This window comes from Aeromonas sp. 61P (genome assembly GCF_051919545.1).
Taxonomy (GTDB): Bacteria; Pseudomonadota; Gammaproteobacteria; order Enterobacterales; family Aeromonadaceae; genus Aeromonas; species Aeromonas veronii.
In genome coordinates, this window is the sequence record NZ_JBQBEL010000001.1 from 2482934 (window position 1) to 2503863 (window position 20930).

15 protein-coding genes and 2 pseudogenes are annotated in these 20930 nt (G+C 57.3%); 10 read left to right on the top strand and 7 right to left on the bottom strand.

The window, feature by feature from the left end; translation table 11 throughout:
* Positions 1-53: 53 nt before the first annotated feature.
* Complete coding sequence (locus ACTG2O_RS11880) at positions 54-656, top strand: peroxiredoxin C (RefSeq protein ID WP_005337701.1); 603 nt, start codon at positions 54-56, stop codon at positions 654-656.
* Between the two features lie 270 nt (positions 657-926).
* Here ACTG2O_RS11880 and ACTG2O_RS11885 read toward each other — a convergent pair whose 3' ends face one another.
* From ACTG2O_RS11885 to ACTG2O_RS11910, 6 genes and pseudogenes are all read right to left on the bottom strand, one after another.
* Positions 927-1892: an alpha-L-glutamate ligase-like protein gene (locus ACTG2O_RS11885; RefSeq protein WP_005353164.1), complete on the bottom strand. Its 966-nt coding sequence runs from the start codon at positions 1890-1892 to the stop codon at positions 927-929.
* A gap of 3 nt (positions 1893-1895) precedes the next feature.
* Positions 1896-3434: an inactive transglutaminase family protein gene (locus ACTG2O_RS11890; RefSeq protein WP_005337699.1), complete on the bottom strand. Its 1539-nt coding sequence runs from the start codon at positions 3432-3434 to the stop codon at positions 1896-1898.
* Between the two features lie 3 nt (positions 3435-3437).
* Positions 3438-4226: an ATP-dependent zinc protease family protein gene (locus ACTG2O_RS11895; protein ID WP_005337698.1), complete on the bottom strand. Its 789-nt coding sequence runs from the start codon at positions 4224-4226 to the stop codon at positions 3438-3440.
* 52 nt (positions 4227-4278) lie between these two features.
* Positions 4279-5254 (bottom strand): annotated as a pseudogene (cmoB, locus tag ACTG2O_RS11900) (tRNA 5-methoxyuridine(34)/uridine 5-oxyacetic acid(34) synthase CmoB).
* Positions 5251-5997, bottom strand: a complete 747-nt coding sequence (gene cmoA, locus ACTG2O_RS11905; protein ID WP_005353159.1) for a carboxy-S-adenosyl-L-methionine synthase CmoA — start codon at positions 5995-5997, stop codon at positions 5251-5253. The pseudogene cmoB and the gene cmoA overlap by 4 nt, the downstream one beginning before the upstream one ends.
* A 275-nt stretch (positions 5998-6272) precedes the next feature.
* Entirely contained in the window at positions 6273-7121 is an 849-nt protein-coding gene (locus ACTG2O_RS11910; RefSeq protein ID WP_236285099.1) for a DUF72 domain-containing protein, read from the bottom strand.
* A gap of 162 nt (positions 7122-7283) precedes the next feature.
* Between ACTG2O_RS11910 and ACTG2O_RS11915 the strand changes: the two genes are divergently transcribed.
* From ACTG2O_RS11915 to ACTG2O_RS11925, 3 genes and pseudogenes are all read left to right on the top strand, one after another.
* Positions 7284-7361 (top strand): FmdB family zinc ribbon protein, encoded by a 78-nt coding sequence (locus ACTG2O_RS11915; protein WP_439976662.1) that lies wholly within the window; start codon positions 7284-7286, stop codon positions 7359-7361.
* 205 nt (positions 7362-7566) lie between these two features.
* Entirely contained in the window at positions 7567-9333 is a 1767-nt protein-coding gene (gene aspS, locus ACTG2O_RS11920) for an aspartate--tRNA ligase (RefSeq protein ID WP_064339827.1), read from the top strand.
* Between the two features lie 102 nt (positions 9334-9435).
* A pseudogene (locus ACTG2O_RS11925) lies at positions 9436-10174 on the top strand (YebC/PmpR family DNA-binding transcriptional regulator).
* A 555-nt stretch (positions 10175-10729) separates the two neighbouring features.
* Here the strand turns inward: ACTG2O_RS11925 and adhE are convergent.
* Complete coding sequence (adhE, locus tag ACTG2O_RS11930) at positions 10730-13396, bottom strand: bifunctional acetaldehyde-CoA/alcohol dehydrogenase (protein WP_019446648.1); 2667 nt, start codon at positions 13394-13396, stop codon at positions 10730-10732.
* An 840-nt stretch (positions 13397-14236) separates the two neighbouring features.
* Between adhE and ACTG2O_RS11935 the strand changes: the two genes are divergently transcribed.
* The 6 genes from ACTG2O_RS11935 (at position 14237) to oppF (ending at position 20747) form a co-directional block, all read left to right on the top strand.
* The gene (locus tag ACTG2O_RS11935; protein WP_005337678.1) at positions 14237-14872 is read left to right on the top strand and encodes a YchE family NAAT transporter; all 636 of its coding nucleotides are present in this window, start codon (positions 14237-14239) and stop codon (positions 14870-14872) included.
* A gap of 279 nt (positions 14873-15151) precedes the next feature.
* The gene (locus ACTG2O_RS11940) at positions 15152-16771 is read left to right on the top strand and encodes an ABC transporter substrate-binding protein (protein ID WP_042083894.1); all 1620 of its coding nucleotides are present in this window, start codon (positions 15152-15154) and stop codon (positions 16769-16771) included.
* Between the two features lie 98 nt (positions 16772-16869).
* Complete coding sequence (oppB, locus tag ACTG2O_RS11945; RefSeq protein WP_005337672.1) at positions 16870-17790, top strand: oligopeptide ABC transporter permease OppB; 921 nt, start codon at positions 16870-16872, stop codon at positions 17788-17790.
* Between the two features lie 14 nt (positions 17791-17804).
* The gene (gene oppC, locus ACTG2O_RS11950) at positions 17805-18716 is read left to right on the top strand and encodes an oligopeptide ABC transporter permease OppC (RefSeq protein WP_005337670.1); all 912 of its coding nucleotides are present in this window, start codon (positions 17805-17807) and stop codon (positions 18714-18716) included.
* A gap of 54 nt (positions 18717-18770) precedes the next feature.
* The gene (locus ACTG2O_RS11955; protein ID WP_005337668.1) at positions 18771-19751 is read left to right on the top strand and encodes an ABC transporter ATP-binding protein; all 981 of its coding nucleotides are present in this window, start codon (positions 18771-18773) and stop codon (positions 19749-19751) included.
* Positions 19752-20747 (top strand): murein tripeptide/oligopeptide ABC transporter ATP binding protein OppF, encoded by a 996-nt coding sequence (gene oppF / locus ACTG2O_RS11960; RefSeq protein ID WP_005337666.1) that lies wholly within the window; start codon positions 19752-19754, stop codon positions 20745-20747.
* Positions 20748-20930: the final 183 nt, after the last annotated feature.

Sequence of the window (20930 nt, forward strand, 5' to 3'; positions counted from 1 at the left end):
TAGGTAGCCCAATCCTCACCGGATTGTTCACTTCACATAAAGAGGAATTGAATATGGTATTGGTAGGCCGTCCCGCACCCGATTTTACCGCCGCAGCTGTTCTGGGTAATGGCGAGATCGTTGATTCATTCAACCTGTCATCCCACATCAAAGGCAAAGCTGCCGTTGTCTTCTTTTATCCGCTCGATTTCACCTTCGTCTGCCCGTCCGAGCTGATTGCCTTCGATCACCGTTATGAAGAGTTCCAGAAGCGTGGCGTGGAAGTGATTGGTGTTTCCATCGATTCCCAGTTCTCCCACAATGCATGGCGTAACACCAAAGTGGAAGATGGCGGTATCGGTCAGGTCAAGTACCCGCTGATCGCCGACGTGAAACACGAAATCTGCAAAGCCTATGACGTTGAGCATCCGGAAGCCGGCGTGGCGTTCCGTGGCTCCTTCCTGATCGACAAGAACGGTGTCGTTCGTCACCAGGTTGTCAACGATCTGCCGCTGGGCCGCAACATCGACGAGATGCTGCGCATGGTCGATGCCCTGCAATTCCACGAAGAGCACGGCGAAGTGTGCCCTGCTCAGTGGGAAAAAGGCAAAAAAGGTATGCAAGCCTCTCCGGACGGCGTTGCCAAGTACCTGTCCGAGAATGCTGACTCCCTGTAATCGGGTCGTACTCTCCTTGAAGAACCGGCGTCTTGGCGCCGGTTTTTTTATACCTGTGAGTCATCTATCCCCCTGATATCGCCGGTCACACTCTTCTCGTTCCATTGTTCCATCGTTCCATCGCTCTCCTCGCTATTCCAAGCAGCCGTTCGCTGGCGTACTCGTTGTTTCGAAATGAGGTGCTGATCTATGGTTGGGAAGGTATGTGACGACAGACAATCGCCATAAAAAAAGCGCGCCATAGGCGCGCTCAGTTCACAATCAGAGGCGTTACTCCTCAAAGATCCCGAAGTGATCCTTGGCGAAATTGACCCGCTGCTCCACGTTCATCTTCACCTGCCCCAGCTTCTCGATGGTCTTGAGGTTGGGCACCAGGCCGCGACCGTTGGCGATCTGGATGGCAAGACCAGGACGGGCATTGAGCTCCAGCAGCATGGGGCCGCGGAACTTGTCCAGCACCATGTCAGTACCGATATAACCCAGACCCGACATCTCGTAGCAGGAGGCGGCCAGCGTCAGCAGGGTATCCCAGTGGGGCACCTTGAGCTCATAGAGGTCGAGGCCGGTGTCCGGATGGTGGCGCAGCGGATTGCCAAACTGCACCGCCCGCAGGGCACGACCGGTACGCAGGCACAGACCCACCCCCACGGCGCCCTGGTGCAGGTTCGCCTTGCCGTCCGAGGCGGCGGTGGAGAGGCGCATCATCGCCATCACCGGGAACCCCTTGAAGATGATGACCCGGGCATCAGGTACCCCTTCGAAGGAGTAGCCGTCGAACACATCATCAAAGTTGATGAGGCCTTCGACCAGAGCCACGTCGGGCTTGCCGCCGAGGGAATAGAGCCCCGCCAGAATGTTGGAAACATGGCGCTCCAGATCCTGACCGGTAGAGGCGCTGCCGTTGGGTTTATAGAAGAGGCCATCTTCCTGACGCAGGATCACCAGGATCCCCTTGCCGCCCGAGCCACGGGCCGGCTTGATGCAGAAGCCCGGCCAATCTTTTACCAGCTCGGTGATGCGACCCACATCGTGCTGGGCACGGATGGTACCGATCAGCTCAGGCACGGTAACCCCTGCATCCAGCGCAATTTGCTTGGTCTGCAGCTTGTCATCCACCAGCGGATAGAGGCTGCGCGGATTGTAGCGGCTGATGTAGGAGTGGTTGCGCTTGTTCATGCCGAGGATGCCTGATTGGGACAGGCTCCACGGGGTGGTGTACTTTTCCCAGAACCACATCGGTTACTTGTCCTTACCCGGGGTGACGCCAGATTTCATCTCGTCCACCAGCGGCTTGAAGCGCTTCAGTTCGCTCAGCTTGTAGCCGGTGTAGTTACCCATCAACAGCACGGTCGCCATCAGCACCAGCTGCAGCCCGAGGAAGTTGAAGGTGAGGTGACGAATAAGTTCGTTATCCATGGCCAGATAGGCGATGACGGCAACCAGCAGAGAGCCACCACCCTGGCGGAACACCTCTTTCGGGCCCTCTTCTTCCCACAGGATGGACATCCGTTCGATGGTCCAGGAGAGGATGATCATCGGGAAGAAGGTGATCTTCATACCGTCGGTCAGCCCCAGCTTGAAGGCGAACGCGGAGAAAATACCGATCATCGAGATAACCATGATGATGATGGCCGATATTCGGGCGACCAGCAGCAAGTTAAGCCGCGACAGATAGGAGCGGATGATGAGACCGGTGCCGACGATCAGCAGGAAGCCGATGAGGCCGGTGACCAGTGAGGTCTGGATAAAGGCGACCGCGATCAGCACCGGCATAAAGGTACCTGAGGTCTTGATCCCCACCAGAACCCGCAGGAACACCACCATCAGCACGCCGATCGGGATCAGCAGCAAGCCCTTGAACAGGGTCTGCTCTTCCAGCGGCAGGCTGTGGATGGAGAAGTTCATCATCTCTGATTTTTCGAACTTCTGCGCCAGTGCCACGCTGACCGGCTGCTCCTGCTCGATCATCGAGAAGCTGACACGGGAGTTGTGACCACCGGTCACGTCCAGCAGGGCGCCGGAGTTGTATTCCCACAGCAGCAGGTTGGCCGGACGACCCTGTTCACCGGTTTGCGGGTTGAACAGCTTGTAGTCGGTCGGGCTGTTGAATACCTGCAGGTAATCCACCAGCTCCTGACGACGGCGGCCATCTTCCAGATTCAGGGCATGCACCACGCGGGTGGGGACGTCAGCATTGTTGAGCAGCTCGGCTATCAGGTTGGCGCGGCTCTTGTGCTTTTTCAGCAGCTCGGCGTTCTGCTCCTGCTTCTCGATCTCCTTGATGATCTCGCGAGTCAGGGTGTAGCCATCGGCAGAGCGCTCCTGTGCCCGCTCGAGGATTTGCTTCATCGCGGTGGCATAAGGCTCACTCTCGATCTGCTTCTCGATGGCAGGCGGCTGCGGATTGGCGGCCGGTTTGGCGTGGGCATCCGCCATCATGTCGACGCGGTAATAGAGCTCCTGACGGCCAGAGGCGGTGCGGATGGACCACTCGGCGCGGGCATCGCCATCTTTCTCGACAAAGGAGAGGCCGTAGCCGGGGCTGGCGGCGTTCTCGTTCATCAGGGTGAAACCGGGCTGGGTGCCCGGAATGGCCAGAGAGGCGATCACCGGCTCACCGGTCGCCTCAAACTCCAGCTTGGCTTCGATGGACCAGATCTGGCGCTTTTCACCGGGCGTCAGCGGCACATCCAACGCGATATGGTGATAGATCGTCATTCCCAGGCCGACAATGTACAGCAGGGCTACCAGCAAATAGAACGGCTTACGGGAAACCATGGATTATTTCACATCCTTGAGCTTGGGTTTGGGTTGGATATATTCGCGGGCCACATCAACCACGGCGATGTCTTTCAAAAATTCGCGACCCAGCAGCACAGGGAAGGTCATGTCGCTACGGTCTTTCAGGGTAAATTCGGCTTTCTCGGTCATGTCGCCAATGCGCACGGCCAGACGCACCACCGGACGGCGGTCCAGATCGTCGGCAGAGGCCTGACGCACCCGTACATGGCGTACCAGCGGCGCTTCGATCTGGATCTTGTCGTCCACTTCCTGATGGCTCAGGAAGAAGCGCACCCAGTTTTTGCCGTTGCGCTCGAAAATGGTGATCTCTTGCGCACTGATGGAGGAGGTGGTCGCACCGGTATCGACCCGCGCCTGGAAGGCGTCGTTGGCCGCATCAACCCAGATCCACTCGGCTTCACCGACCATCAGCTTGCCATCGATGGTGTGACCCTGATTGGGGGCCGGGCACTTCTCGGTGGGGATGGCCATCGGCTTGGGCGGCTCGGAGGGGAGGGTGGCGAGCTTGTGGTCTACTTGCTTGACGGACTCTTTCATATTGGTGACATCTGTGTTGAGCTGAACCAGCAGGTGCTGTTGCTGCACATACTGCTTCTGTTGCTGTTCCATGGATGTTTGCAGGCGCTGCTCGCTCTGGCTAAGCTCGCTGCGAAGCTCGGCCAGCGTCAGAGCAGGAACCTGAGGCGCTTTTTCCATATTGACACACCCGCCGAGACTAAGCAGGGAGAGCAGGGTCATTCCTTTTAATTTGCTTTTCATGTCATTCATTTAACTGTGCTTCCTGGAATTGGGTCAGTGTAACTTCCTGAATCGCCATCGGCTAGTCTTTGGCCTTGCGGGCAATCAGTACGGCACGTTTCGGCGCCGGGTGTCCTTCTACCGTGAGTGCCGTTGTCTGGATCCAGATAGTCACTCAGGGATTCATTAATCATCCAGTCGGTACGACGCTGTTCGTCGGTGCTGGTCATATTCTCGTCTACTATCCGTACGTCGGTGAAGCCGCAGCGCTCGACCCACAGCTTGAGGGCGCGGCTTGAGGGAATAAACCAGACGTTGCGCATCTTGCCGTAGCGGTCGGTGGGCATCAGCACGTCGTTGACCCCGCCATCGATCACCAGCGTCTCCAGCACCAGCTCGCCATCATCTTTCAATTGATTGCGCAACTGCTCGATGTGCTCGATGGGGGATTTGCGGTGATAGAGCACCCCCATGGAGAAGACGGTGTCAAAAGCACGCAGCTCAGGTAGCTCCTGAATACCGAGCGGCAACAGGTGGGCGCGCTGATCATTGCCCGCGAAGTGGCGAATGGCCTCGAACTGGCAGAGGAACAGCGGGCTAGGGTCGATGCCGACCGCCAGCTTGGCCCCTTCACCCACCATGCGCCAGAGGTGGTAGCCGCTGCCGCAACCCACATCCAGCACGTAACGGCCTTCGAGCGGGCTGATATGAGGCAGCACCCGATCCCACTTCCAGTCAGAGCGCCACTCGGTATCGATGTGGATGCCGTGCACGGTGAACGGCCCCTTGCGCCAGGGCATGAAGTGGCGCAGCAGGCTCTCGACCTTCTTGCGTTCACCTTCGCCAAGGCTCTCGGCAGAGCCGATTTCGACCCGGCTTTTCAGCTCGACGTTGCCGGGGGAGACCACCGGCAGCTTGTTGAGGGCTCGATTCCAGCGCGGCAGGTCGCCATGCTGGTTGTCATGTTGCCAGGCGTGCAGCTGGGCGGGCAGGGTATGCAGCCAGTGGCTCAGCCGGTTTTTGGCAATCAGTTGATAGAAATTGGCAAAGTCGATCATGGCTGGGCGTCGCTGGATTTGATGGCAATCATGGAGCCGAAGTTGAAGCACTGGAACCAGAGATCCTGATGGACGAAACCGGCGTCCCGTAGGCGAGCCTGATGCACCGGCAGGCTGTCGGTGCGCATCACGTTCTCAAGGGCGGTGCGTTTCTGGCTGATCTCCAGTTCGCTATAGCCGTTGGCCCGCTTGAAGTCGAGGTGCAGATCGATGAGCAGCTCGTTGACCGGTTCATCTTCGAAGCGGAACTTTTCGCTCAGGATCAGGATCCCGCCCGGGCGCAGCCCATCGTGAATGCGCTGGATCAGGGCAGCCCGCTTCTCGGGCTCGACAAATTGCAGGGTGAAGTTGAGCACCACCACGGAGGCGTTCTCGATCTCGATGTCGCAGATATCTGCTTCCACCAGCTCCACCGGCACCTCGGATTTGAAACCGGAGAGGTGGGCGCGGGCACGCTCGATCATCGGATGGGAGAGATCCACCGCGGTGATGCGGCAGCCGGGCTGGCTGACATGGCGACGCATCGCCTGGGTCGCGGCGCCCAGTGAGCAGCCGAGATCATAGAGTCGGCTCTCGGGTTGGGCGTAGCGGGCGGCCATCATGCCGATGGCAGAGATGATGTTGCTGTAACCCGGCACCGAGCGCTGGATCATATCGGGAAACACGTCGACGACCTGTTCGTCAAAACAGAAGTCTCCCAATCGGGCGATCGGGGCGGCAAAAATTTGATCTTTGGTATGCATGCTGGCGCAACCTGACAGTCGGGACATCACCCGGCTGTATTGTTCAATTGAGTCGTTGGGTGACACCCATCAGAGTAGATTTATCACCTGTTTACGAACGGGGTGGCTGGTCGTGAAATCCTTTGGACCTGTCCTGTTCGTACGGGCCATGTTCCGGACCCTTACTTGGGGCGGTAGTGTAGAGGATTGATGGCCGTTTGTCTTGACGCCAGGGCTTGCCACGCCACAAAAAAGCACTTTTTTTGCAGCGAAACGATGGCCGCAGAATGGGTTGGCTAAAAGCGCAGCACTCCCTGCCGTGCGCGATCGTTTTCCCCCGGCCAGGGGGCCATCTCCTGCTCCAGCAAGCGGGTGATCTGGCGGGCCAGCTCAGGTGCCTGGGCGTTGTCGGCAGTATGTATATAGAGGTAGAGATCCTTGCCCTCGGAAAGCCACTGGCGCCAGTGGGGGAGCCAGCTGGGCAGGAAGGGGTGATTGGCCGCCGGATCCGGCAGGCCGATAAAGCGCACCATGGGGGCGTTGGCGGTGGCCAGCAGATGCACCGGCAGGCGTGGTTTCTTGCCCTGGGCATCGACAAGGGCTGGCGTGGTTGCTTGCACCGAGAAGAGTGGCCGGCTGTCGAGCATCACCCGGTTCACTCCCTGTTCCATCAGCAGCCGGTTCAATGCCCGCTCGGCCTCCCCCTTGGCGAAGAACTCAGGGTGGCGCACTTCGAGGGCGTAGCGAAACGCCCATGGCAGCCGATCAATGAAGGCCGCCAGTCTGGCCAGCCCCTGTGGCCCGAAACGGGCGGGCAACTGCAGGGTGAGCAGCCCCAGCTTGTCGTGCAGCGGCGCAAGCAGCTTGATAAAGTCGGCTACTTGCTTGTCTGCACTCACGAGATCGCTCTGGTGGCTGATGGCTTGCGGAAATTTGAAGTTGAAACGAAAGTGATCGGGCACCGCATCGGCCCAGCGCTGTACAGTGTCCGGTGTCGGCAGGGCGTAGAAGGTGGTGTTACCCTCCACCGAGTTGAACACGGTGGCGTAGTGGGCGAGGTGTTCGGCAGGCTTGGCGCCAAGGCCCAGCAACTGGCCGGGCCAGCTGGGGTGGGACCACTGCGGCAGGCCCAAATAGAGGCTCATGATGGCTATTCTCTTCGCTCTTGGTGCATTCGTGCCGATTTTTTACCCGCTTTTTGCCATCGAGTGCAAAAAACTGGCGAAAGGAGGCTGTTGGCCATTTTACCCAAAAGGGGGTTTTCCTCTATAATGCCAGCCCTTTTGTTTTTCAATTTCTTGTGACCCATGCCTATCTACGAATATCGTTGCGACGTCTGTGGCCATGAATTGGCAAAACTGCAAAAGCTTTCGATGCCCCCCTGACCGACTGTCCGGCCTGTAGCAAGCCGAATCTGGTCAAGCTGATATCGGCGGCAGGCTTCCGGCTCAAGGGAACCGGATGGTACGAGACTGATTTCAAACCGGGTAAGAAAAAGAATCTGGCCAGCTGTGAGACAGACGGTGCTTGCCAGTCGTGCCCGGCGGCCCAAGGTTAACCGTCTCTCTACAATTTCGAAGGAAGAAGTCCATGCGCTCTATCTATTGCGGACAGGTCAATGAGGCCCATGCAGGGCAGACCATTACATTGTGCGGTTGGGTTCATCGTCGTCGTGATCTCGGCGGTCTGATCTTTATCGATATGCGCGACCGGGAAGGGATCGTTCAGGTGTTCTTCGATCCGGACAAGCCGGACGCGTTCGCCCTGGCCTCCGAGCTGCGCGGCGAGTTCTGCATCCAGGTGACCGGCGTGGTGCGCACCCGTCCCGAGTCCCAGCGCAACAGCGACATGGCCACTGGCGCCATCGAAGTGTTCGCCCACGAACTCAACATCATCAACCGTGCCGAGCCGCTGCCGCTGGACTTCAATCAGGTCAACAGCGAAGAGATCAGCCTCAAGTATCGCTACCTGGATCTGCGTCGTCCCGAGATGGCCAAGTACCTGAAGACCCGTGCCAAGGCCAGCGCCTTCGTACGCCGCTTCATGGACGAGCACGGCTTCCTCGATATCGAGACCCCGATGCTGACCAAGGCCACCCCGGAAGGTGCCCGTGACTATCTGGTGCCGAGCCGCGTGCACAAGGGCAAGTTCTACGCTCTGCCGCAATCACCCCAGCTGTTCAAGCAGTTGCTGATGATGTCCGGCTTCGATCGCTACTACCAGATCGTCAAGTGCTTCCGTGACGAAGACCTGCGTGCCGACCGCCAGCCGGAATTCACCCAGATCGACGTGGAGACCTCCTTCATGACCGCGCCGCAAGTGCGTGAAGTGATGGAAGAGATGATCCGCAAACTGTGGCTGCACATCCTGAACGTGGATCTGGGCGACTTCCCGATCATGACCTTCGACGAAGCCATGCGTCGCTACGGCTCCGACAAGCCGGACCTGCGTCTGCCAATGGAGCTGGTCGATGTGGCTGATCTGCTGACTGCTGTCGAGTTCGCCGTGTTCGCGGGCCCCGCCAACGATCCGAAAGGCCGTGTGGCTGCCCTGAAAGTCCCGGGTGGTGCCGAGCTCTCTCGCAAGCAGATCGACGAATACACCAAGTTTGTCGGCATCTACGGTGCCAAGGGCTTGGCCTGGATGAAGGTCAACGAAGCGGCCAATGGTATCGAAGGTGTGCAGTCTCCGGTTGCCAAGTTCCTCTCTGACGAGATCGTGCGCGAGATCCTGGCTCGTACCGGCGCTGCCGACGGCGACATCATCTTCTTTGGCGCTGACAGCAAGAAAGTGGTCTGCGATGCCATGGGCGCCCTGCGTCTGAAAGTGGGTCGCGATCTGGGCCTGCTGGAGAACAGCTGGAAACCGCTGTGGGTCATCGACTTCCCGATGTTCGAGGAAGATGGTGAAGGTGGTCTGGCCGCCATGCACCACCCGTTCACCGCGCCGAGCAACATGAGCCCGGCCGAGCTGAAAGCCAACCCTGTAGGTGCTTACGCCAACGCCTACGACATGGTGATCAACGGCTACGAAGTGGGTGGCGGCTCTGTCCGTATCCACAACAGCGAGATGCAATCCACCGTGTTCGATATCCTGGGTATCACCCCGGCCGAGCAGCGCCTGAAGTTTGGCTTCCTGCTGGATGCCCTGAAGTACGGCACCCCGCCGCACGCCGGTCTGGCCTTCGGTCTGGACCGTCTCAGCATGCTGCTGACCGGCACCGAAAACATTCGGGACGTCATCGCCTTCCCGAAAACGACCGCGGCCGCCTGTCTGATGACAGACGCCCCCAGCCTTGCCAATGCCGCCCAACTGGGTGAGCTGGCGATTGCAACCACCGTCAAGGGCGACGAGTAAGCCGATACCGGCACCGGAGGCCGCCGCCGTGCGGCCTCTGTGTTTCCCTTGGGTTAGTCATGATCAGTGTTACTGACATTTAAAAAATAACGGAGAGTCTCTATGGCAGGTCACAGTAAATGGGCCAACATCAAACACCGCAAGGCCGCTCAGGACGCCAAGCGTGGCAAGATCTTCACCAAGCTGATCCGCGAAATCACTACCTCCGCGCGTCTGGGTGATGCCGATCCGGCCAACAACCCGCGTCTGCGTGCTGCGGTGACTGCCGCCCTGACCAACAACATGACCCGCGACACCATCAACCGTGCCATTCAGCGTGGCGCCGGTGGTGGCGATGGCGAACAGCTCGATACCATCGTGTACGAAGGTTACGGCCCGGCTGGCTCTGCGGTGATGGTAGAGTGCCTGACCGACAACCGTAACCGTACCGTAGCCGAAGTGCGTCACGCCTTCAGCAAGTGCGGTGGCAACCTGGGCACCGACGGCTCCGTTGCCTATCTGTTCAGCAAGAAAGGTGCTGACTTTCGTGGGCGTAGACGAAGATGCCCTGATGGATGCTGCGCTGGAAGCGGGCGCCGATGACGTGGTCACTGAAGAGGATGGCACCATCGAGGTGTACACCACCCCGAACGACTTCGGTACCGTGCTGGACGGTCTGGAAGCTGCCGGCTTCAAGGCCCAGAGCGCCGAAGTGACCATGATCCCCTCCACCGAAGCTGAGCTGGATGCCGAGACCGCGCCCAAGCTGATGCGTCTGATCGATATGCTGGAAGATCTGGACGACGTACAAGAGGTGTATCACAACGGCTCCATCTCCGATGAAGTCGCTGCGACCCTCTGATCGCTGAATCGTGCTCTCCCGATGGCAGCCAGATGGCTGCCATTTTTTATCTTTGCATCGTGGCAACTGCTGATTGATGTGTCGGTTGATCAACCGGTGCAACAACTCTCTTCACTGACAGTCTTCTCCGCTTTCTCTGCGAATTATCATTGCTCTGTCCCTGCTGCCCTGCACGTACGCCAGTCGGCAGTTCTGCTGCGTTGCGTTAGCGAGGCTCCGCTTATCCTGTTTATCACACCTTTAGCTCTGTAGATGACGTTGACTGTTCACATCTGCCCGTCAGGGTAATTCGTTGCGGGTAGGGGAGAGGAGGTGATGGGGCGTGCTCTTGTTATCAGAGGGGGCCATCAATACAGAGTCACAGGTTGGGATGTTGATAGCGGATTGGCTGGGGCGAGTTGGTTGGTTGGTTGGTTGGTTGGTTGGTTGGTTGGTTGGTTGGTTGGGAAGTTAGGGGCTGCACTACCGCAATCGGCTGGAGAGAGGAGCGCTGTGATAAGTGGCAGATAAAAAAAGCCCGCGCAGTGCGCGGGCTTGTTATCTCAGGACTGGTTATCAGGCCTTGGATTTCTTCTTGCCTTCAACCTTGGCTTCAACCGGGGCAGCAGTTACCGGAGCGGCTTCGGTGAACGGACGACCGTAGTAGGAGTCCAGCAGAACCTGCTTCAGCTCGCTGATCAGCGGGTAGCGCGGGTTGGCGCCGGTGCACTGGTCATCGAAAGCTTCGATAGCCAGCTGGTCAACCTTGGCCAGGAAGTCAGCTTCAGTCACGCCAGCTTCGCGGATAGAGGCCGGGATACCCAAGGTAGCCTTCAGCTCGTCCAGCCAGGTCAGCAGCTTCTCGATCTTGGCTGCGGTGCGGTCACCGGCAGCAGTCAGACCCAGGTGGTCAGCGACTTCGGCGTAACGACGACGAGCCTGCGGACGGTCGTATTGGGAGAACGCAGTCTGCTTGGTCGGGTTGTCGTTCGCGTTGTAGCGGATGACGTTGCTGATCAGCAGGGCGTTAGCCAGACCGTGCGGAATGTGGAACTCGGCACCCAGTTTGTGAGCCATGGAGTGGCACACACCCAGGAAGGCGTTGGCGAACGCGATACCGGCGATGGTGGCAGCATTGTGCACCTTCTCACGAGCGATCGGGTCGTTGGCACCGTTCTGGTAGCTGGACGGCAGGTACTCTTTCAGCATTTTCAGGGCTTGCAGCGCCTGGCCGTCGGAGTACTCGTTAGCCAGTACGGAAACATAGGCTTCCATGGCGTGAGTCACGGCATCGATACCACCGAAGGCACACAGGGACTTCGGCATGCCCATGACCAGGTTGGCATCAACGATGGCCATGTTCGGGGTCAGCTCGTAGTCAGCCAGCGGATACTTCTGACCAGACACTTCATCGGTTACTACCGCAAACGGAGTGACTTCAGAGCCGGTACCGGAAGTGGTGGTGATACAGACCAGTTCGGCCTTCACGCCCATTTTCGGGAACTTGTAGATACGCTTGCGGATGTCCATGAAGCGCATGGCCAGATCTTCGAACGCAGTGTTCGGGTGCTCGTACATCACCCACATGATCTTGGCCGCATCCATCGGTGAACCACCGCCCAGCGCCAGGATAACGTCCGGTTTGAAGGAGTTGGCCATCTCGGCACCCTTGCGAACCACAGCCAGGGTCGGGTCAGCTTCTACTTCGTAGAACACTTCCACTTCCATATTCTGTGCTTTCAGCAGGCTGACCAGTTCATCGGCGTAGCCGTTGTTGAACAGGAAGCGGTCAGTTACGACCATGGCACGCTTTTTACCTTCCAGGTCGCTCAGAGCGATCGGCAGGGAACCACGACGGAAGTAGATGGATTTCGGAAGTTTGTGCCACAGCATGTTTTCTGCCCGTTTTGCGACTGTCTTCTTGTTGATCAGGTGCTTCGGACCCACGTTTTCGGAGATGGAGTTACCGCTCCAGGAGCCGCAACCCAGGGTCAGGGACGGTGCCATTGCGAAGTTGTACAGGTCACCGATACCGCCTTGGGTAGACGGAGTGTTGATCAGGATACGCGCGGTCTTCATCTTGTCGCCGAAGTACTTGATGCGGTCAGCGTTGCGGTCCTGGTCGGTGTACAGACCTGAGGTGTGGCCGATACCACCGATGTTGACCATGTCACAGGCCATATCAACGGCGTTTTCGAAGCTGCTTGCACGGAACATACCGAGCAGCGGGGACAATTTCTCGTGAGCAAACTCATCTTCTGCACACAGCTTGACGCCTTCACCGATCAGGATCTTGGTATCAGCCGGTACAGTTACGCCTGCCATCTCGGCAATCTTGGTGGCTGGCTGGCCAACGATGTTGGCGTTCAGGGCGCCGTTGATCAGGATGACTTTACGTACCTTGTCAGCATCTTCTTTGGAGAGCACATGGCCCTTGTGGGATGCAAAGCGCTCTTTAACCTGGTCGTAGATGGCATCAACAACGATGACTGCCTGCTCGGAAGCACAGACCACGCCGTTATCGAAAGTCTTGGACATCAGGATGGAGGCAACGGCACGCTTAACATCGGCGGTTTCGTCGATAACGATAGGCACGTTACCGGCACCCACACCGATAGCAGGCTTACCGGAGGAGTAGGCTGCTTTCACCATGCCCGGGCCACCGGTGGCCAGGATCAGGTTGATGTCTTCGTGCTTCATCAGGGCGTTGGAGAGCTCAACAGACGGTTGGTCGATCCAGCCGATGATGTCTTTCGGTGCACCGGCGGCAACAGCTGCATCCAGTACCAGCTTGGCAGCGGTATTGGTGGAGTTCTTGGCACGGGGGTGCGGGGAGAAAATGATGGCGTTGCGGGTCTTGAGCGCGATCATGGATTTGAAGATCGCAGTGGAGGTCGGGTTGGTGGTCGGAACGATACCACAGATGATACCTACCGGCTCGGCGATGGTGATGGTACCCATCTGATCATCTTCGCTCAGAATGCCGCAGGTCTTCTCGTCTTTGTACTTGTTGTAGATGTATTCGGAGGCGAAGTGGTTCTTGATAACCTTGTCTTCGATGATACCCATACCGGATTCTTCCACGGCCATCTGGGCCAGGGGGATACGGGCGTTGTTGGCGGCCAGGGCGGCGGCACGGAAGATCTTGTCTACCTGCTCTTGAGAGAAGCTGGCGAATTCACGCTGGGCTTCCTTAACGCGGGCGACCAGTGCATCCAGTTCAGCCAAATTGGTTACTGCCATGTTTATCTCCTGATTATTTGAAAACTGTTTAGTAAGACGTTGGCAATGCCCGGCAATTATAGTCGCCCTGTCAAGACGGTATCGTTGCAACAGCTTTTTCACATGCCTTACTAAATCGCTTTCTGAGTCGATTATAGAGCGGGGCTGACTCAGAAAAACTTGATCTGGATCATGTGTAACAAAAGAACAAAAGAAATTTTATTTCACAATCCTTGTTTGACTGATGTTATCGGAATGTGCATCAAAGGGAAAGGCGAGAGAGTTGTTAACGCAGGGTAATAAACCACATTTATCAAGTGGTTAATTGCAATCGAACATAGGATTGCAGAGCTATTTTGGCGGTATAGGTTAGCAAATATGAGTGAATTGGTTTCAAAATCACCGACAAACGCACTTTATTCCAGCGTTTGTTGCAAAAATGATTGTTGTTTTAATCCATGACTAATCCGCTTTATTCCCCGAGGGGGCTATTTCTGCCCCCTTTCCCGGTTTTTGCATTGTGGCTCTCTTGCCGAGTCAATGAAGTGATGTCTGGCCTGAAATAGTGGGAAGGCAAAGCCTGGATTCTCTCGAGTCGCTTGGTCATTCGGTCAGTCATAGTCGGACTCTCTGGTCATGATTGAGCAGGCTTGCGCTCACTTTTCTAACGCGTGTCGGGCGGTAGAAAGGGCTTTTGGCATCGGTTTATGCCGGTTAGCGCGGATGCATTAGATGAACTAACTAAAAAACCCTCAAAATGGTGAGATTATTTGATTGGTGCCCGCTCTGGCTATGATGTAAATTTACGCACGAAATTAATGGACTGGCCCGCTGGGCCCGAAACTCTATTGGAAGGCGCCTATGGCAGCAATTGACGTCTCGTTGTATCTGAAGTTTTTTGTCGGTTTGTTCGCAATTATCAACCCGCTTGGTTTGTTGCCGGTGTTTGTCAGCCTGACCAGCCACCATACCCAGGCCGAACGGATGAAAACCAATACCACAGCCAATATCGCGGTGATGGTGATCCTGCTGGTCTCCATGTATATGGGGCAGCTGATCCTCGATGGCTTTGGCATCTCGCTGGCGTCGTTCCGGATCGCCGGTGGGTCGCTGATTACCCTGATTGCCTGGTCGATGCTGCAGGGCAAGCTGGGCGAAGTGAAGCACAACAAACAGGAGAAGGGTGAACTGGCGGTGCGCGAGTCTATCGCCGTGGTACCGCTGGCGCTGCCGCTGATGGCGGGCCCCGGTGCCATCTCCTCGGTGATTGTCTATGCCAGCCAGAGCCACTGGCAGCAGCTGCTCGGCATGTCAGTGGTTGTCGTGGTCTTCTCCTTCTGCTCCTGGCTCATCTTCCGCGCCGCGCCGCTGCTGTTCAAGATCATGGGCAACACCGGCATCAACGTGGTGACCCGTATCATGGGTCTTATCATGATGTCGCTGGGTATCGAGATCATGGTGGCCGGTATCAAGGGGGTTTTCCCCAGCCTGATGTGAGCCAGCTCCGCTTTATGAAAGCCGGTCCTCGTGACCGGCTTTTTATTGGTTGCTTTTTGCCCGGTCTTTTCTAGAATCGGTCGTTTGTGTGAAAAATGAGCGCTTTGCTGGTGTTTTAATACTGAAAAAGCGCATGCTAGCTGATTTTTTGACCAGAAAATGACGATTACCCTGACAATATCTGTTGCATTATCGGAATTGGCAGGGAATTATGCTGGGAGCGGGTTTTAACCCCGTCACTTTAAAAAACGCATGGAATGTTCTTGTTGGAGTAGGGAAATGACTCATAAAAAAACAATGATTAACACATTGCTGGTGGCTGCACTGTTTGGTGGCGTCAATGTGGCTCAGGCTGCCGATGTCCCGGCGGGAACCAAGTTGGCTGAAGTCCAGCAACTGGTAAAAGGCAACGGCTCCGAGCCTGCGACCCTTGACCCGCACAAGACCGAAGGAACGGTCGAATCCAATATCCTGCGCGACCTGTTCGAAGGTCTCGTTGCATCCGGCCCGAAAGGGGAAATTCTCCCGGCGGTGGCTGAATCCTGGGAAACCAAGGATAACAAGCACTACGTCTTCCACCTGCGCAAAGATGCCAAGTGGTCCAACGGTGACCCGGTCACTGCCCACGATTTTGTTTTTGCTTTCCAGCGTGCCGTTGATCCGAAAACCGCCTCTCCTTACTCCTGGTATCTGGAGATCCCGACCATTGCCAATGCCTCCGAGATCATCGCAGGTAAAAAGCCGGCTGATACGCTGGGCGTGAAGGCGACCGACGACTACACCTTCGAAGTGCAGCTCGAGAAAGCGATCCCTTACTTCGTCAGCATGCTCTCCCACACCACCACCTATCCGGTACCGAAGAAGGTGATCGAGAAGTTCGGTGACAAGTGGACCCAGCCGGAAAATATGGTATCCAACGGTGCCTATACCCTGAAGAACTGGGTGGTGAACGAGCGCGTCGAAGTGGAGCGCAACAAGCACTACTGGAACGATGGCAAGACCGTCATCAACAAGGTGGTCTATCTGCCCATCCAGTCTACCAACGCCGACCTGAGCCGCTATCTGGCGGGCGAAGTGGACATCACCTATCAGATGCCCATCGAGCGCTTCAAGCAGATGAAGAAAGAGAAGCCGGACGAGCTGAAAGTGACCGGTTATGTTGGTACTTACTACTACCAGTACAACGTCAAGAAGAAGCCGTTTGACGATGTGCGTGTCCGTACTGCGCTCTCCTATGCCATCGATCGCAACGTGATCGCCGACAAGGTGATGGGTCAGGGTCAGACGCCGGGTTACACCCTGGTGCCGGACTTCGTCGATGGCTTCAAGCCGGTGGCTCCGGAATGGTCGAAGATGACCCAGGCCGAGCGTGATGCCAAGGCCAAGGCGCTGCTGCAAGAGGCCGGTTTCGATGCCAGCAAGCCGCTGAAGTTCGAGCTGCTCTACAACACCGACGACAACCACAAGAAAGTGGCTGTGGCCGTGGCCTCCATGTGGAAGAAGCTGGGCGTGCAGGTGAGCCTGGTCAACCAGGAGTGGAAAACTTACCTGGAAACCAAGAAACAGGGTCAGTTTGACGTAGGTCGTGCCGGCTGGATCGCCGACTACAACGAGGCCTCCTCCATGCTGGATCTGATGCAGACCACCCACGGCAACAACGACGGCAAGTACTCCAATCCGGAGTTCGACAAGCTGATGGATTCGTCCCGTGATCAGGTTGATGTGGCGGCCCGCAACAAGCTCTACGTCCAGGCTGAAGAGATCCTGGCCAAGGACATGCCGATCGCCCCCATCTACCAGTACGTGACTGCCCGTATGGTCAAACCCTATGTAGGCGGCTATCCGGCCAACCCGCTGGATAACCTCTACAGCAAAGATATGTACATCATTGCTCACTGATTTAAAGCAACAAGTCGCATAACAAGCAGGGCCCGCCGGACGGCGGGCCTTTATTACAACCGCGACCATTTGGAAGCAGTACAGGACAGGAAATGTCTATGTTGAAATTCATTTTTAAACGGCTATTGGAAGCGATCCCGACTCTGCTGGTCTTGATCACCGTCTCTTTCTTCATGATGCGTTTCGCCCCGGGTAACCCCTTTACCAGCGAGCGTTCACTGCCCCCCGAAGTCATCGCCAACATCGAGGCCAAATACGGGCTCGACAAACCCATTGGCATGCAATATCTCACCTACCTGGGCAACCTGGTGCAGGGTGATTTGGGCCCCTCTTTCAAATACAAGGATTTCACCGTCAATGATCTGGTGAGTCAGGCGCTGCCTGTTTCCGCCAAGATCGGGACCACGGCCTTCTTCTTCGCCGTGCTGCTGGGGGTCACCTTCGGCACCATAGCGGCACTGAAACAGAACACCATCATCGACTATCTGCTGATGTCGTCGGCCATGGCCGGGGTGGTGATCCCGGGCTTTGTGCTGGCGCCCTTGCTGGTGCTGTTTTTCAGTATTCATCTGGGTTGGTTCCCTGCTGGTGGCTGGCAGGGCGGTGGCATCCAGTTTATGGTGCTGCCGGTGTTCGGCATGATGATGTACTACATCTCCGCCATCTCGCGGATCATGCGGGGCAGCATGATCGAGACCATGAACTCCAACTTCATCCGTACCGCTCGTGCCAAGGGCTTGCCGCTGCGCCACATCATCCTGAAACACGCGCTGCGTCCGGCTATGCTGCCAGTGGTCTCCTATCTGGGCCCGGCCTTTGTCGGCATCATCACAGGTTCCGTGGTGATCGAGACCATCTTCGGCCTGCCGGGGATCGGTCAGCTGTTCGTCAACGGTGCCCTTAACCGTGATTACTCCATGGTGCTCGGTCTGACCATTCTGGTCGGCGCCCTCACCATCACCTTTAACGCAGTGGTCGATATTCTCTACGCCTTTATCGATCCCAAGATCCGTTACTAATTCGGGAGTTCATCATGGTTGTTTCAACTGAAAAACGCGATGCCGTCGAGGCGTTCGCGCAAAAAGTGGAAGTGGTGGAGGGGCGCTCCCTGTGGAAGGATGCCCGTCGCCGTTTCCTGCGCAACAAGGCGGCCCTGACCAGCCTGATCATTCTGACCATCATCGGTCTGGCGGTCATCTTTGGCCCCCATCTGTCCCAATACACCTTTGACGATCCGGACTGGGGCGCCATGCAGTCGCCGCCCGATATGGAAGCGGGTCACTACTTCGGAACCGACAGTCTGGGGCGCGATCTGTTCGTGCGCACCCTGCTGGGCGGTCGCATCTCCCTGATGGTCGGCATCATGGGCGCCATGGTGGCGGTCATCATCGGCACCCTGTATGGCGCTGCCTCCGGTTTTATCGGCGGGCGGGTCGACAGCCTGATGATGCGGGTACTGGAGATCCTCAACGCTTTCCCCTTCATGTTCTTTGTCATCATGCTGGTCACCTTCTTTGGCCGCAATCTGGCACTCATCTTTATCGCCATCGGGGCGGTAAGCTGGCTCGACATGGCGCGTATCGTGCGCGGCCAGACCTTGAGCCTCAAGAGCAAGGAGTTTATCGAGGCGGCCCACGTCTGTGGCGTCTCCAAGTGGAAGATCATCACCCGTCACATCGTACCGAACGTACTCGGTATCGTGGCCGTCTACGCCACCTTGCTGGTGCCGGGCATGATCATGTTTGAATCCTTCCTGAGTTTCCTGGGCCTTGGTGTTCAGGAACCGATGACCAGCTGGGGCGCCCTGCTGGATGAAGGCTCCAAGTCGATGGAAGTGGCCATCTGGCAACTCCTGTTCCCCGCCTGCTTTATGGTGGTGACCCTGTTTTGCTTCAACTTCCTCGGGGATGGTCTGCGTGACGCCCTCGATCCGAAAGATCGTTAATCGAGCATCGGATCGACAGGAAAGCATCACGAAAGATCGATAAGGAGTTTTTATATGAAGTTACTGGATGTGAAAGATCTGCGGGTCGAGTTCAAGACCCCGGACGGCAATGTGGTGGCGGTCAACGACCTCAACTTTTCTCTCTCTGCGGGTGAAACCCTGGGGATCGTCGGCGAGTCCGGCTCCGGCAAATCCCAGACGGCCTTCGCCATCATGGGGCTGCTGGCCAAAAACGGCATTATTACCGGTTCTGCCAAGTTTCAGGGGGAGGAGATCCTCAACCTGCCGGAGTCCAAGCTCAACAAGATCCGCTCCGAGAAGATCGCCATGATCTTCCAGGACCCCATGACCTCGCTCAACCCCTACATGAAGGTGCAGGATCAGCTGATGGAAGTGCTGATGCTGCACAAAGGGGTGAGCAAGGCGGAAGCGTTCGAAGAGTCGGTACGGATGCTCGATGCGGTCAAAATTCCCGAAGCACGCAAACGGATGGGCATGTATCCCCACGAGTTCTCCGGCGGTATGCGTCAGCGGGTGATGATCGCCATGGCGCTGCTCTGCCGGCCGCAACTGCTGATCGCCGACGAACCGACCACCGCACTCGACGTGACCGTACAGGCCCAGATCATGACTCTGATGAACGAGCTCAAGCGCGAGTTCAACACCGCCATCATCATGATCACCCACGACCTTGGCGTGGTCGCCGGTATCTGCAACAAGGTGCTGGTGATGTATGCCGGTCGTACCATGGAGTACGGCAAGGTAGACGATATCTTCTATCGCCCGAGCCACCCCTACACCGAAGGCCTCCTGCGCGCAATTCCTCGTCTCGATACCGAAGGGGAAGTGCTGCCCACCATCCCGGGCAATCCGCCCAACCTGCTGCGTCTGCCCACCGGCTGCCCCTTCCAGGAGCGTTGCCACCGGGTCAGCGAGATTTGCGGCCAGCAGTCACCGATCCTGACCCCGTTCAACGACGGTCGGGAGCGTGCTTGCCACTGGGTTTCGGATGCCATGAACAAGGGGGCCAACTAAATGGGTGCCGACAAAAAATTGCTGTTGGAAGTGTCTGACCTCAAGGTCCACTTCAGTATCAAGAGTGGCAAGGCGTGGCCCTGGGCCAAACCGTCCGACCTCAAGGCGGTCGATGGGGTGACCTTGCGTCTCTATGAGGGGGAAACCCTCGGTGTGGTGGGGGAGTCCGGCTGCGGCAAATCGACCTTTGCCCGCGCCATCATCGGTCTGGTACCGGCCACCGATGGTAAGGTGGTGTGGCTGGGTGACGATCTCACCAAGCTCGATCAGAATGCCCTGCGCGAGAAGCGCAAAGAGATCCAGATGATCTTCCAGGATCCGCTGGCCTCTCTGAACCCGCGCATGACCATCGGCGACATCATTGCCGAGCCGCTCATCACCTTCTATCCCAACCTGCCACGGGAAGAGGTGAAGGAGAAGGTGCGCGCCATGATGAGCAAGGTGGGGCTCTTGCCCAACCTGGTCAACCGCTACCCTCACGAGTTTTCTGGCGGCCAGTGCCAGCGGATCGGTATCGCCCGGGCGCTGATCCTCGAGCCCAAGATGATCATCTGCGATGAGCCGGTGTCAGCGCTTGATGTCTCTATCCAGGCGCAGGTGGTCAACCTGCTCAAATCCCTGCAAAAGGAGATGGGGCTGTCGCTCATCTTCATCGCCCACGACCTGTCGGTGGTCAAGCATATCTCCGATCGGGTGCTGGTGATGTATCTGGGGAACGCCGTCGAGTTGGGGACCCGCAAAGAGATCTTCGCCAACCCGTTGCACCCCTACACCAAGGCGCTGATGTCAGCGGTGCCGATCCCGGATCCTGAGCTGGAGCGCAACAAGGTGATCCAGATCCTGGAAGGGGACTTGCCATCGCCGATGAACCCGCCGTCAGGCTGCGTGTTCCGCACCCGCTGCCCGGTGGCTGGCCCCGAGTGTGCCAAGACCCGCCCTGTGCTGGAGGGGAACTTCGATCACGCGGTCTCCTGCCTCAAGGTCGACCCGCTCTGATGGGGATGTGTTGAACCTGTTTGCGGGGCTCCTTGATGGGGCCCCGATTTATTTTTGACGGCAGTGAAGATGCCTCTTGGCGTTATCTTTTACCGCTGCTACTATCCGCGCAACAAGGGGAGTAACTTCTCGCCGGTTTGTCGTCATTACGGTGCACCCATATCCTGCAGTGCACCCGGCAGC

What these genes read in the sequence shown, in the direction of transcription:
- ACTG2O_RS11880 (WP_005337701.1), top strand. Translation starts at nt 54, where the DNA reads ATGGTATTGGTAGGCCGTCCCGCACCCGATTTTACCGCCGCAGCTGTT.
- ACTG2O_RS11885 (WP_005353164.1), bottom strand. Translation starts at nt 1,892, where the DNA reads ATGTGGTTCTGGGAAAAGTACACCACCCCGTGGAGCCTGTCCCAATCA.
- ACTG2O_RS11890 (WP_005337699.1), bottom strand. Translation starts at nt 3,434, where the DNA reads ATGGTTTCCCGTAAGCCGTTCTATTTGCTGGTAGCCCTGCTGTACATT.
- ACTG2O_RS11895 (WP_005337698.1), bottom strand. Translation starts at nt 4,226, where the DNA reads ATGAATGACATGAAAAGCAAATTAAAAGGAATGACCCTGCTCTCCCTG.
- cmoA (WP_005353159.1), bottom strand. Translation starts at nt 5,997, where the DNA reads ATGCATACCAAAGATCAAATTTTTGCCGCCCCGATCGCCCGATTGGGA.
- ACTG2O_RS11910 (WP_236285099.1), bottom strand. Translation starts at nt 7,121, where the DNA reads ATGAGCCTCTATTTGGGCCTGCCGCAGTGGTCCCACCCCAGCTGGCCC.
- ACTG2O_RS11915 (WP_439976662.1), top strand. Translation starts at nt 7,284, where the DNA reads ATGCCTATCTACGAATATCGTTGCGACGTCTGTGGCCATGAATTGGCA.
- aspS (WP_064339827.1), top strand. Translation starts at nt 7,567, where the DNA reads ATGCGCTCTATCTATTGCGGACAGGTCAATGAGGCCCATGCAGGGCAG.
- adhE (WP_019446648.1), bottom strand. Translation starts at nt 13,396, where the DNA reads ATGGCAGTAACCAATTTGGCTGAACTGGATGCACTGGTCGCCCGCGTT.
- ACTG2O_RS11935 (WP_005337678.1), top strand. Translation starts at nt 14,237, where the DNA reads ATGGCAGCAATTGACGTCTCGTTGTATCTGAAGTTTTTTGTCGGTTTG.
- ACTG2O_RS11940 (WP_042083894.1), top strand. Translation starts at nt 15,152, where the DNA reads ATGACTCATAAAAAAACAATGATTAACACATTGCTGGTGGCTGCACTG.
- oppB (WP_005337672.1), top strand. Translation starts at nt 16,870, where the DNA reads ATGTTGAAATTCATTTTTAAACGGCTATTGGAAGCGATCCCGACTCTG.
- oppC (WP_005337670.1), top strand. Translation starts at nt 17,805, where the DNA reads ATGGTTGTTTCAACTGAAAAACGCGATGCCGTCGAGGCGTTCGCGCAA.
- ACTG2O_RS11955 (WP_005337668.1), top strand. Translation starts at nt 18,771, where the DNA reads ATGAAGTTACTGGATGTGAAAGATCTGCGGGTCGAGTTCAAGACCCCG.
- oppF (WP_005337666.1), top strand. Translation starts at nt 19,752, where the DNA reads ATGGGTGCCGACAAAAAATTGCTGTTGGAAGTGTCTGACCTCAAGGTC.